Genomic DNA, 12,322 nt, shown 5'->3' with positions numbered 1-12,322 from the left:
AGTAAGGCGATAAGTGAATCGATAAGCGAATCGATAAGCGAATCGATAAGCGAATCGATAAGTCAGTCGATAAGCGAGCCGATTAATGGCGTTAATGACCAGAGTCGATTGAATTAGTCGATTGAATGAGCTGATTGAGTGAGTTTTTGTAAACTGTACTCAACTCCATCATCTTAATCAGACTTTTTTGAGGGTAATGATTTGAGTCTTATGATGAAAACCAGTAAGTTACCCAGCATTACAAATGGAGGTGTACTTATGCGGTTGGTTTTAGTGCTGATGTTTTTCTTTTCAACGGCGGTCTTCGCACAGACGGATAAGACGGTAATTCATTCAGAAATCTTGAATGATGACATAAGCTTACAAATCCATTTGCCAGATACCTATGCGCATTCCAACGACTTTAACTATCCGGTATTAATCGTATTAGATGGCTCTACCCAATTTGAGCATGTGGCGGCGAATGTCGGTTTTTTAAGTACTTATGCCATTATTCCGGAAATGATCACCGTTGGCGTGAGTTCGGATCAACGGATGAAGTATTTTACGCCGACTCAAATCGATAAATTTAAAGACAGCTCCGGTGGTGCTGAACAGTTCAGGCAATTTTTAGAGCAAGAGCTACTCAGTACATTAGGCAAAAAATACCGCACCTCGGATTATCAAATACTCACGGGTCACTCCTTCGCTGGGCTGTTTAGCAGTTATGTGGCTATGACGCCTAATAGCCAATTTGATGCGGTGATTTCAATCAGTCCCAGTTTATGGTGGGACAGTAATTGGCTAGTGCTTAAGTCGGCAGAGTTATTACCAGCTAAGCGTGCAAAACCACTGCGCTGGTTTTTGAGTATGGCAAGTGAACCCAATGAAATGGCAAGCGCGTTTGCGGCGCAAATTAAGCAGTTGCAAGACGGCTTAGGTGCAAACTCAACGGGTAACGCATCAAAGCAACTGCATTGGTTTTACAAACATTTCCCCGATGAAACCCACGACAGTACACCGCTTGTTGGCAATATTGAGGCGTTAAAGACCCTTTTTGCCGGTTGGAATGCTGTGCCTGAAATTGCCGTTATGCCACTCAAGGACCTAAAACACTTCTATCGACAAAAGAGCGCTGAGTTTGGCTATGAATTTCCACTCTTTGCTCAGCAATATAATGTTTATGGGCTCAAAGCGACTTATGAACAAAAAACGGCTTGGGGCGTTGACATTCTCGCAGAGGGGACGCGCGCGTTCCCCAATTCAGAGGTGTTATGGGACAGTTTAGCGACCGCCTATGATCTGGATGGGCAGCTTGAGCAGGCGATAAAAGCCTCCGATAAAGCCGTGCTACTGGCAAAACAAACGGATTCAGTGTTTTTAAATGAGATCCTCAGTCAAGCTAAACACTTGCAGTTGCGAGCGAAAAAGTAACCGCTCCCAGAGAGGGCTTAACTACAAAGTTGCAACATGTTTGGACAAGTCTCACGCGGCTAGGTAATCTTGTGATCTTTTTGTTCGCTGAGAATTTATCTTGCCTGCCAACCTGTTATTACTGCTTGCCGCCGCGATTTGGGGCTTTGGATTTGTCGCCCAAACCTTAGGCATGGAACATCTTTCCCCCTTTGCGTTTAATGGTATTCGCTTTTTAATGGGGACGTTTAGCTTAGTGCCTTTGGTGTGGTACTTGCGTCGGCAAAATAAGCTGCATGTGAGTGCGCCAAAGGATTTAGTGCGCGGCAGTTTGCTGGTTGGGGTTTTACTGTTTGCGGGCGCGTCATTTCAACAGGTCGGTTTGCAATACACCACGGCGGCGAACGCGGGCTTTATCACTGGCCTATATATAGTGTTAGTGCCTGTGCTTGGGTTAGCGCTAAAACATACGACCGGCTTGAATACTTGGCTTGGCTGCGCGATTGCCGCGGTCGGTTTGTATTTTTTAAGCGTTAAAGATGGCATGAGCATAGGTTATGGCGATGCCTTGCAGTTGGTGGGCGCCTTGTTTTGGGCATTGCACATTTTGGCAGTCGATCATTTTGCCAAGCGGATCTCGCCCGTGGTGTTAGCCATGATGCAGTTTTTTGTCTGCGGCGTGCTGAGTTTGATGGTGTCGGCGGTAATTGAAGTCACCACGCTCGATGGCGTGTTGGCGGCTTGGGGTTCACTCTTCTATGCTGGGCTGATTTCGGTAGGGATTGCTTATACCTTGCAAGTGTTGGCGCAGAAAAATGCGCATCCTGCCCATGCGGCGATTATCCTCAGTTTAGAAACCGTATTTGCGGCCATTGGCGGTATTATCTTCCTCGATGAGAGTTTGAGTGTGCGGGCATTATTCGGCTGTGGCTTGATGTTATTGGGGATGTTGATCTCCCAAGTGCCACTGCGTTACTTAGTCAAATCTCGGCATCAAAAAGTGACTTAAAAAAACGCCGCTGGCATTTGCTTAGCGGCGTTTGTATTTTATGCATTTTTTAAAAAGCGTTTTAAGTGCCATTTAAGTGCTGTTTGAAAGTGCTATGGCAAATGTACTCACTAAATGTGCTAAGTGTTCGCTCGTCGTAAAGGTTAACGGCTTAATCTATCGAGCACGAGATCATCACCCAGGGCATAGAGGGATGTTACTAGTTGCTCTTCTTGGGCGAGATCTGTGAGTCCAAGGCCGATAGTCGCCCGAAACAGGGCGATACCTGTGTGGCCAGCGGTTTCATATTGGCTACTAAACTGCTCGATATTGATGCCAAGGGCGTTGATCTTATTTGAGATATCGAGCACGAGTCCGGGTCTGTCATAGGCTACTAGGTTGTAGCTTAAGCGTTTGATGGGTTTAAGCGCGACCGAGGTTTTGGCATAGGTGAGGGTGAGGCTATCGATGCACTCCAGCGCCTCAATAAGCTCATCCATACGCAGTGAAGGCACTTCAAGTAACAGAATAGCGGCAAAGATACCGTCGATATGGCGCAATTCCGAGTCGAGCCAGTTGCCGCCATGACGGCTCACCGCATGGGCGATTTGTTCTACTAATCCTTTTCTATCAGGTGCTTGTAGTGTGATCAAATATCGTAGCATAGTGACTGACTCCTATTTTTTGTAAAAGGCACCTGTTTTAAAACGGGGTGTAACACAACTGTCATCTTTGCGTCATATAATCCAACGCACTTAGAATAAAGGATGTTGTTATTGCTCAGTTTACGTTCAAACAGTGTAAGCATAGCACTCGGCAAATCCTAGCGAAAAAACTCGCTGGCTATTAATAATAGAGGTTCTTAATGGAAAGTCAGGTCACTCAACCTGGTCCTGCATCGCACAGTATGCTTAAAGGCGGACGCTCGAATCGCAGGGCATTTAAGGATAAAGCGGCGCAAATCGGCGTCACTATCGGCGGCACTATGGTGTTTGTCGCCTTATTGTTGATCTTCTTTTATCTGTTGTATGTGATTAAACCCATTTTCGATAGTGCTGATGTCACGCCGGTTAAAACGGTGAGCTATCAACACGCGGATGTACCTACTTTAATGGTGGGCGCTGAAGAGCAAAATGAGGTGATGTACCGTGTGGCCGTTGATGGCCAAGTGGACTTCTATACCGTTGCCGACGGTAGCCTACTTTCTAGCTTTACACCGCCATTGCCAGCGGGCGTGACTGTGACCAGTGCCGCCGTTGCCGTGCCGAGCGAACAGCGTTTTGCGCTGGGATTAAGTAATGGTCAGGTGCTAGTGGCTGGCCTAGAGTTTGGTTTAAGTTATCCAAACAACAAGCGCTTAATCACGCCTAAACTGCGTTATCCCGCAGGCGAGACCCCGATTACAGTCGATGAAACGGGCAGTGCGATTCATAAACTGACCTTCACCTACAGTTCAGACAAAATGAGCTTTGCCTATCAAGATGAGAGCGGCGTTTGGCGCCTGACTCGCCTCGAAGGGCAAGAGAACATGATGACTGAAGAAGTGGAGTGGGTGTCTACGACGTCACAAATTCAAGATGCTCCGAAGAAAGTCTCCCATGAGCTGATGACGCCCGATCAACGTCAATTGATGTTGCAAACTGGCAATAAAATCTTCGTGTACGACATCCGTGATACTGACAGCTTAGATCTGCTGCAGGTGATTGATGTTGAACGTGCTAAAGCCCAAGTGAATAACGTGGCTTTGCTGGCGGGCGCAAGTTCCTTACTGGTCAGCTACGACACAGGTATTGTGGCCCAGTACTTCCAAGTCAGTGGTCCCAAAGGGCGTTTATATCAAGAAATCCGCCAGTTTGATGACTTACCGCCTATTGAGTCCATTACCTCTGAATTCTACCGTAAGAGTTTTGCGACTGTGAGCCCTGAGGGCGAGCTGACATTGCTCTACACCACGAGTCATCGTGAACTGTTTGACGAAAAATTCGACCTTAAAAACCCCGGTAAAATGGGCTTTACCCCACGCTCAAACGGCATAGTCGTTGAAGCGGACAAAAAGCTGCATATCTTCAGTGTGGAAAACTCACACCCAGAAGTGTCATGGAGCGCCATGTGGGACAAGGTATGGTATGAAGGTTATCCTGAGCCTAAATACGTATGGCAATCGACTTCGGGTTCTGATGATTTCGAAGCTAAGCTGAGCTTAATGCCATTGGCCTACGGCACAATGAAAGCGGCATTTTATGCCATGTTATTTGCCGTGCCTTTAGCCATTGCCGGTGCGATTTACACCGCTTACTTTATGTCGCCTAAGGTGCGCGGTTTAGTGAAACCGACCATCGAAATCATGGAAGCCTTACCAACGGTTATCTTAGGTTTCTTGGCGGGTCTGTGGTTAGCGCCGCTGATTGAAGAACATCTCCCCGGTATCTTGATTTTACTGACCCTGTTGCCGACCTCGATTCTCGCTTCGGCCTATGGCTGGAGTAAGTTACCTGCTATTTGGAAACAACGTTTACCCGAAGTGTACCAAGAGCTGATGTTGATCCCTGTGGTCTGTTTTGTGGGTTGGTTCTCTTTTGCGGTCAGCCCAATCATCGAAGTGGCACTGTTTGATGGTAATACCCGTCAATTTATCACCAACGAACTGGGCATCACCTTCGACCAACGTAACGCGCTGGTAGTGGGTATCGCCATGGGCTTTGCGGTTATTCCTACGATTTTCTCTATCGCGGAAGATGCGATTTTCTCTGTGCCACGTCATTTATCGAACGGCAGCTTAGCCTTAGGTGCGACGCCTTGGCAGACACTGACTCGTGTGGTGTTGTTAACCGCAAGTCCGGGTATTTTTTCGGCCATCATGATGGGCTTAGGCCGCGCCGTGGGCGAGACCATGATCGTACTGATGGCCACCGGTAACACCGCCATTATGGAATGGAGCGTGTTCGAAGGGATGCGAACCTTGGCAGCAAACATTGCGGTTGAAATGCCTGAGTCGGCTATCGGTAGTTCGCATTACCGTGTGCTCTTCCTCGCGGCGTTCGTGCTATTCATCTTTACATTCTTCTTTAACACCATTGCAGAAGTGGTGAGACAGCGTCTACGTGAACGCTATAGCTCGCTGTAACGGGGATAAGACAATGACATTAAATACTATTTCGCCAGTGACCTTGAGAGGTTTGTGCAATGGGTAAGTGGGTAAAATCAGGCTCGCCATGGATATGGATGACGGGCGGTGCGGTGAGCATCAGTTTGATTGCCGTCTTAGGCTTATTACTGTTAATCGCTTGGCGTGGCTTAAGTTACTTTTGGCCAGCAACGGTTTACCAGTGGGAACTCGAAGATAACACGGGCGTACGTTCGACCTTAATTGGTGAAGTTTACGATAGGGAAGAAGTACCGACTGAGCGTTTGATTGCTGCGGGCCATGTGTTTAAGGAACATCCTGGCGAGTTCGTGACCCGTTACTTAGTGAAAACCGGTAACCGCGAATTTGTAGGGCTAGATTTCCGCTGGATATTAGGCACTGACATTTTGAGCCGTTCTACGCCAAGCGATGTCGCCATGATTGAGCGGGCTAAAAACGGTAACTTCTACGGTTATCCAATCGCCGTGATTGAAAATGGCAAGCGTCTGGATTTAGTTAACGATGCGATTGAATCCTCCTTAATGGAGCATATCGACCGCGCAGTAGCCTTATCGGACAAAGCGGTAGATTTGCAGAAGCAAGACATTGGCTCGATTAACTACGCCATTGAAAAGCTGCGTTTACAGGAGCGTCGATACGAGCTGGATGGCGAACTGACCGACAGCAATAAAGCTGACTTAGTGGCCAAGCGAGCGCAACTGCAAAAAGATTACTTAGTGCTTGAAAAAGAGTTATTTGCCCTGCGTGATGACGCGGCGCGAGATTCTGTAATCGTGCGTGATATGCGCGGTGAAGAAGTTGAGCTTAAGCTTGATACAGTGCTGGATGTGACCTATGTGAACCACTTAAGCCTAATCGGCAAAATTGGTAAATGGTTCGTCGGTATCGGCCGTTTTGTGAGTGACGACCCGCGTGAAGCCAATACTGAAGGCGGCGTTTTCCCAGCGATTTTCGGTACTGTGTTTATGGTGATGTTGATGGCCGTTATCGTGACACCATTTGGTGTGGTCGCGGCGGTTTATCTACATGAATACGCTAAGAAAGGCCCAATCACTAAGATGATCCGTATTGCGGTAATCAACTTAGCGGGTGTGCCATCAATTGTGTATGGCGTGTTTGGTTTAGGTTTCTTCGTCTACATGATGGGCGGCTCTATCGACCAACTGTTTTACGCTGAAGCATTACCGTCACCGACCTTTGGTTCGCCAGGGGTGATTTGGTCGGCATTGACCTTAGCCATTTTGACTCTGCCTGTGGTGATCGTTTCGACCGAAGAAGGTTTGAGCCGAATCCCAAGTGCGGTGCGTCAAGGTAGTTTGGCACTGGGCGCAACGAAAGCTGAGACACTGTGGCGCATTGTGATCCCAATGGCGAGCCCAGCTATCATGACGGGTTTGATTTTAGCGGTCGCCCGCGCCGCCGGTGAAGTGGCACCATTGATGTTGGTGGGTGTAGTGAAATTAGCCCCAACATTACCACTGGACTTTAACTTCCCGTTTGTGCATTTAGAACGTAAGTTCATGCACTTAGGGTTCCATATTTATGATGTGGGCTTCCAGAGTCCTAACGTTGAAGCGGCACGTCCTCTGGTGTATGCGACTTCCTTCTTGCTGGTGTCTGTGATTGTGGCACTCAACTTGACGGCCATTGGCGTACGTAACCACTTGCGTGAAAAATATCGTTCGCTTGAGCACTAATCAGCGATTATCCTGAAAGTATTAGGACTGAATATGATTTCTATAGATTCGACAGCAATGAAAACCAATAACTTTGATTTAGCGAACTTAAGCCAGACCGACACCGCGTTGGAGATCCGTAACTTAGACTTGCGCTATGGCAGTAAACAAGCGCTGTTTAATGTATCGATGAAGATCCCCAAGAAGCAAGTGACCGCCTTTATCGGCCCCAGTGGTTGTGGTAAATCGACGCTGCTACGTTGTATTAACCGCATGAACGACTTGGTAGATAACTGCCATATCGACGGTGAAATTTTGCTGCATGGCCAGAATATTTACGACAAGAAAATCGACGTCGCGGCCCTACGCCGTAACGTGGGCATGGTGTTCCAGCGCCCGAATCCGTTTCCTAAGTCGATTTATGAAAACGTCGTTTATGGTTTGAGATTGCAAGGGCTGAATAATCGTCGTGAACTCGACGAAGCGGCCGAGCGTTCACTGCGCGGCGCAGCAATTTGGGACGAAGTGAAAGACAGATTACACGATAACGCTTTTGGTTTATCTGGCGGTCAGCAACAACGTCTGGTAATTGCCCGTGCCATTGCCATCGAGCCTGAAGTGTTATTACTCGATGAACCCACATCGGCACTCGATCCTATTTCGACATTGACGATTGAAGAGTTGATCACCGAGCTTAAGACTAAATACACTGTGGTTATCGTGACTCACAACATGCAACAGGCGGCGCGGGTATCGGATCAAACGGCCTTTATGTATATGGGTGAATTGATTGAATACGCTGATACCAATACGATTTTCACCACGCCGAAAAAACGTAAGACCGAAGATTACATCACAGGGCGTTACGGTTAATTAGCTCGGTCGCTATCGGATAAAGCCGCAACCGCAGGCTTTGAGCATGCTTGGTAAACAGTTAAGTAAAAGGTTGGCTAAATGGAAAACATGAATTTAAGTAAACACATCTCAGGACAGTTTACCGCTGAGCTGGATGATATCCGTAACCGCGTACTCGCTATGGGTGGCTTGGTTGAACGTCAGCTCGAGCAAGCCATTGACGCACTCAGCGCACTTGATGCGGAACTCGCGCAGCGTGTTATCGAGGGCGATCACAAGGTTAATGGCATGGAAGTGTCTATCGACGAAGAGTGCACCCGTATTATCGCCAAGCGTCAACCTGCGGCCAGCGATTTACGCCTGATTATCGCCATCTCAAAAACCATCGCCGATCTTGAGCGTATTGGTGATGCCTGCGTGCGTATCGCTAAAGCAGCGTTAGATAAGCGTTTGAATAATCAACAACCTTTACTGGTTAGCATTGAAAATATGGGCCGTCACGCGACTCGTATGTTGCACGCGACCTTAGATGCTTTGGCCCGTATGGATGCCGATACTGCGTTAGAGCTGCACAAAGAAGATGCCAAGCTTGACCGTGAATACGAAGGCATTATCCGCCAGTTAATGACTTATATGATGGAAGATCCGCGTTCTATCCCAGACGTCTTAGACGTACTGTGGGCAGCGCGTGCGGTTGAGCGTGTTGGTGACCGTTGCAAAAATATCTGTGAATACATCATCTACTACGTGAAAGGCAAAGACGTTCGCCATACTTCCTACGAAGATATGGAAAAGGACATGAAAAGCTAACACACGCATTAATCTGCGGTTGTAATGCCTGAATACAACGCTCCGCAGTCTCTGTGGAGCGTTTTGCTTTTAGGATGCTGAGCTAGGATCGTTGATTAGGATAGTGAGCTAGGATCGTGAGATAGAGAAGTGAGCTAGGATCGTGAGATAGAGAAGTGAGCTAGGATCGTGAGATAGAGAAGTGAGCTAGGATTTTGGGCTATGGATTGTGAAATTGGATAGCTAAGTTGAATAGTTAAATTGGAGTGTGAACTGGCATTCTGGATCAGTACCGCGAATAAAGAAGGTCATTTTTGTGTTTACAATAAATTAACCTTTGTTTAATCTGATGCTTGCAACAAGTTTTAGCTGCTGTAAAAGGGCGGTAGACCTAGATAGTGAAAGCAGTCGAAGCCTAAGTGCTAGCGTTTTTGTGTTTAGCTGTGGGATTGATATCACAGCACGTTAATCTCAGAATTTAACCGCCACCCCTATTTGTTACCGCTAAGGTTTGGGGTTAGCAGCGCAACGGAATGGGCGCTGTGTCGGCGATAACATGGATAAGTTGATGAGCCCATTATTGTATTCTTTAAAGCAAGGTTTCGAAGCTCTTAAAAGTATTCGAAATCATATTTCTGAAGCGAATTTACCCGCTGATTTCCCCCGCGCTGAATTACCGCCACTGTCCGAGGATGCTAAAGCTGAGCTATTGCAGCTATTAGCGCCGTTAGAAGCCTATCGAATTGAAAAGCTTGAAACTAAACTCTCCCGTAAAAAATGGGCGAAGCGTCTAGGTTGGCTCGTGTGCCTGCCCGCACTGGCCTTTGATTTAATCTCGTTAGCCTCTAACAATGACCCAACCATTTTGAGCCTGATCGTCCTCGCCGGCATTTTGATGTGGGTTCATCTGCCTGAAATGCAATATAAGCGCCATTACAAATATAAAATCTTGCCTGTTTTACTCAAAAAACTAGGGGACTACCGTTATAGCCCCGACTCCTGTGTCAACCTTGATTCAGTGGCTGATTTCGAACTTATGCCCCGTTTTAGCAAGCAACAATCAGAGGATCATATTCGCGGCAAGGTAGAGGATATCAGCTTCGAATTTTGCGAATTAACCTTAAAATCCCGCGGCAGTAAGTCAGACAAGATCCAATTTAAAGGTGGGGTCGTGATCATGACGATGCCCTTTAGCTTTGAATCCCATACTGTTGTCAGCCAAGACTATGGAACCCTTGGTAACACTATGGCAGGCATAAAGAAACCCAGAGTGAAACTCGAAAGCGTGACCTTTGAAGCGATGTTTGAAGTGTATTCCCATGACCAGCATTACGCGCGATATCTGTTGTCTCCTGCCGTGATGGAACGCCTCGTTGAACTGGAACAGTTATTCCGTAAAACGGCACGCGGGTCGGGGCTGAGTATCGAATTTAAAGCCAATAAAGTGCTGATCATGGCGAGCTATTTTGGCAATTTATTTGATACCGTCGATATCAATTTACCCACCCATGATATGTCGAAAATTCCGCAGTTACAGCAGGAGTTAGTCTTGATTACTGGCATCATCAAACAGCTAAAATTGGATTATCTTGCAGCGCAAAATCTGGCGACACAGCAGACACTTGAGAGGATTAAGACGTTAGCGGGTTAACTAGAGCAGTTCTTTTCTCTGTATTTTGAACTGTACTTAGAGCAGGCTTTTATTCGTCGTGAGAAGAGGTTGCTACAGAGGACTTAGCGTTTGCAGGTATCCACTCATAAAGGCTTGCCATGGCATTTACTCATCGACGCGGTGAATAGAAACCTAGGGTTTCTGAGCTTATAAACGAGAGCCATGGACGGCGAACTGGCAGTTAAACAGGGATGTTGTTCAAGTCCATCCGTGGATGCTCGACCGCCCCGTCCATGGGGCGGACGGTCGTCTCGCTAATCACCATGACTCACCTTCCGAGCATTCGCGTAATCTGTAGATTTACAAGTTATAAAGCAGTTTCCATCTGTAGCAAAGGCCATTTCTGACCATTAAACTCTCTAAACTTTGGCTCTTTGTCTACGGATATAAAGCCATATGACTTGTAGCAATTATAAGCTGCTGCGTTTTCAGCAAATACAGCTAAGGTAGCAATTTTGAACTGTTCACGTTTCCTAACTTCTGCGATAGAAAGTGCGATTAAAGACCTACCATATCCAAGCCCACGATATTCGGGATTAATGACAATTCGACACAGGCGTATTTCAGTTTCACTGATGTGCTGAAGCTCAATAAAGCCAAGCTTGTTATTACCACTAGATAAAACCATAAACTCAACTTCAGGAAGCTGACTACGGTTTACCATTTCAGTTTCCGAAAGTGGCCAACCGAACATCCAACCACCCCAAAGTAGGGATTCCTTTTCAGTTGAGAACCATGAAATGACTTCCGTTGAGTCTTGAGCTACAAACTTTCTTAAATTCATAGATCCTTCCTATCTCATTGATTTTGAGTTAACTAAGTACAGCTAAACCACCTCAAAAGCTCTTTATTTTCTACTTACTAGTGCCGGAGTTTATTTTGCTTTATAACGTTTAAGCTAAGGGGCGCCGCTTTAGCGGAGTCTTGTTGAGTGAGTGAAACGAACGAAACAAACTTGAGCGCCTTGTATGGATAATAAACTCACCTGATTACAAATAATTTCCAGTTTCGGGTAATGTGAGACCCAGGCTTTAGCTGCAACTAAAGCTTTCCTTGTCGTAGTTCGATTGAACGCTGGCTCCTCTATTGAGAGACCGATAACAAGAAAGAACGCGACAAAGGACTCCAAGCAAAATACTCGAATAGTCTACTGGGTCTCGAACCCGCATTTGCAAGCAAGAGTTAGCTTATTATGAAAACAACTTCTAATCAAAACATTAACGTAGGTGTTGATACTGGCAAGTTTCAACTCGACATTTATATCCGCCCTCTCAATATCTATTTCACAGTATCGAACGATGAAAAAGGGATTAAAGAGGCCGTCAAAACCATTAAAAAATACACTCCTGAGCGCATCGTCATCGAAGCGACAGGTCGTCTTGAAATGCCCTTCATTATGGCCTGCGCTGAGGCAAACTTACCTTTTGTCATCGCCAACCCTGTACACATAAAACGTTTTGCAGGTGCCATTGGTCAACGGGCAAAAACTGACAAGCTCGATGCACAACTTATAGCGCATTACAGCGAAGCGATTAAGCCGACCTTATCAACCTTAAAACCTGATGTAATGCGTGCTATGAGTGATTTAGTCGCAAGACGAAATCAACTATTGGTGATGCAGACGATGGAAAAAAACCGCCTTCAAAAGAATAAAATCTGGCCATCCATTTTAGATCAACAACATAATGCACTTTTGGTTTGTCTACAACTTGTACGAGCTAAAATTGCTTAAATGAGAGTCATCAAAAGTTGAAGAGCTGAAGCTGATGCATAAAAATGAGCTAATTCATTAAAAAATGGTGTAT

9 protein-coding genes and 1 pseudogene are annotated in these 12,322 nt (G+C 46.4%); 8 read left to right on the top strand and 2 right to left on the bottom strand.

Going from position 1 to position 12,322, the window contains the following annotated elements; genetic code table 11:
• Window positions 1–258: 258 nt before the first annotated feature.
• Both OX890_RS15475 and OX890_RS15470 read left to right on the top strand, forming a co-directional pair.
• Complete coding sequence (locus OX890_RS15475; RefSeq protein ID WP_268649514.1) at window positions 259–1,413, top strand: alpha/beta hydrolase; 1,155 nt, start codon at window positions 259–261, stop codon at window positions 1,411–1,413.
• Between the two features lie 100 nt (window positions 1,414–1,513).
• Complete coding sequence (locus OX890_RS15470) at window positions 1,514–2,401, top strand: DMT family transporter (RefSeq protein ID WP_259215542.1); 888 nt, start codon at window positions 1,514–1,516, stop codon at window positions 2,399–2,401.
• A gap of 143 nt (window positions 2,402–2,544) precedes the next feature.
• On the opposite strand, the gene OX890_RS15465 is transcribed toward OX890_RS15470, so the two are convergent.
• The gene (locus tag OX890_RS15465; RefSeq protein ID WP_006085314.1) at window positions 2,545–3,045 is read right to left on the bottom strand and encodes a glycine cleavage system protein R; all 501 of its coding nucleotides are present in this window, start codon (window positions 3,043–3,045) and stop codon (window positions 2,545–2,547) included.
• A gap of 200 nt (window positions 3,046–3,245) precedes the next feature.
• On the opposite strand from OX890_RS15465, the gene OX890_RS15460 reads away from it, so the two are divergent.
• The 5 genes from OX890_RS15460 to OX890_RS15440 all read left to right on the top strand — a co-directional run bounded on the left by OX890_RS15460 (window position 3,246) and on the right by OX890_RS15440 (window position 10,496).
• Window positions 3,246–5,504: an ABC transporter permease subunit gene (locus OX890_RS15460; RefSeq protein ID WP_011846412.1), complete on the top strand. Its 2,259-nt coding sequence runs from the start codon at window positions 3,246–3,248 to the stop codon at window positions 5,502–5,504.
• A 59-nt stretch (window positions 5,505–5,563) separates the two neighbouring features.
• Window positions 5,564–7,222, top strand: coding sequence for a phosphate ABC transporter permease PstA (gene pstA / locus OX890_RS15455; protein WP_006081066.1), 1,659 nt, complete (start codon window positions 5,564–5,566; stop codon window positions 7,220–7,222).
• Window positions 7,223–7,255: 33 nt separating this feature from the next.
• Window positions 7,256–8,074 (top strand): phosphate ABC transporter ATP-binding protein PstB, encoded by an 819-nt coding sequence (gene pstB / locus OX890_RS15450; RefSeq protein WP_006081067.1) that lies wholly within the window; start codon window positions 7,256–7,258, stop codon window positions 8,072–8,074.
• Window positions 8,075–8,155: 81 nt separating this feature from the next.
• Entirely contained in the window at window positions 8,156–8,866 is a 711-nt protein-coding gene (gene phoU / locus OX890_RS15445) for a phosphate signaling complex protein PhoU (protein WP_011846414.1), read from the top strand.
• A 547-nt stretch (window positions 8,867–9,413) separates the two neighbouring features.
• On the top strand, window positions 9,414–10,496 hold the full coding sequence (locus tag OX890_RS15440) for a DUF3137 domain-containing protein (protein WP_268649512.1): 1,083 nt from the start codon (window positions 9,414–9,416) through the stop codon (window positions 10,494–10,496).
• A 328-nt stretch (window positions 10,497–10,824) separates the two neighbouring features.
• On the opposite strand, the gene OX890_RS15435 is transcribed toward OX890_RS15440, so the two are convergent.
• Complete coding sequence (locus tag OX890_RS15435; protein WP_259483177.1) at window positions 10,825–11,301, bottom strand: GNAT family N-acetyltransferase; 477 nt, start codon at window positions 11,299–11,301, stop codon at window positions 10,825–10,827.
• 408 nt (window positions 11,302–11,709) lie between these two features.
• Here OX890_RS15435 and OX890_RS15430 point away from each other — a divergent pair.
• A pseudogene (locus tag OX890_RS15430) lies at window positions 11,710–12,162 on the top strand (IS110 family transposase); the annotation flags it as partial.
• Window positions 12,163–12,322 lie beyond the last annotated feature (160 nt).

Origin of the sequence: Shewanella sp. DAU305, assembly GCF_026802235.1 — a bacterium.
GTDB classification, from domain to species: Bacteria; Pseudomonadota; Gammaproteobacteria; order Enterobacterales; family Shewanellaceae; genus Shewanella; species Shewanella baltica.
This window is presented reverse-complemented; position numbering and strand designations above follow the sequence as displayed.

What these genes read in the sequence shown, in the direction of transcription:
- OX890_RS15475 (WP_268649514.1), top strand. Translation starts at nt 259, where the DNA reads ATGCGGTTGGTTTTAGTGCTGATGTTTTTCTTTTCAACGGCGGTCTTC.
- OX890_RS15465 (WP_006085314.1), bottom strand. Translation starts at nt 3,045, where the DNA reads ATGCTACGATATTTGATCACACTACAAGCACCTGATAGAAAAGGATTA.
- OX890_RS15460 (WP_011846412.1), top strand. Translation starts at nt 3,246, where the DNA reads ATGGAAAGTCAGGTCACTCAACCTGGTCCTGCATCGCACAGTATGCTT.
- pstA (WP_006081066.1), top strand. Translation starts at nt 5,564, where the DNA reads ATGGGTAAGTGGGTAAAATCAGGCTCGCCATGGATATGGATGACGGGC.
- pstB (WP_006081067.1), top strand. Translation starts at nt 7,256, where the DNA reads ATGATTTCTATAGATTCGACAGCAATGAAAACCAATAACTTTGATTTA.
- phoU (WP_011846414.1), top strand. Translation starts at nt 8,156, where the DNA reads ATGGAAAACATGAATTTAAGTAAACACATCTCAGGACAGTTTACCGCT.
- OX890_RS15440 (WP_268649512.1), top strand. Translation starts at nt 9,414, where the DNA reads ATGAGCCCATTATTGTATTCTTTAAAGCAAGGTTTCGAAGCTCTTAAA.
- OX890_RS15435 (WP_259483177.1), bottom strand. Translation starts at nt 11,301, where the DNA reads ATGAATTTAAGAAAGTTTGTAGCTCAAGACTCAACGGAAGTCATTTCA.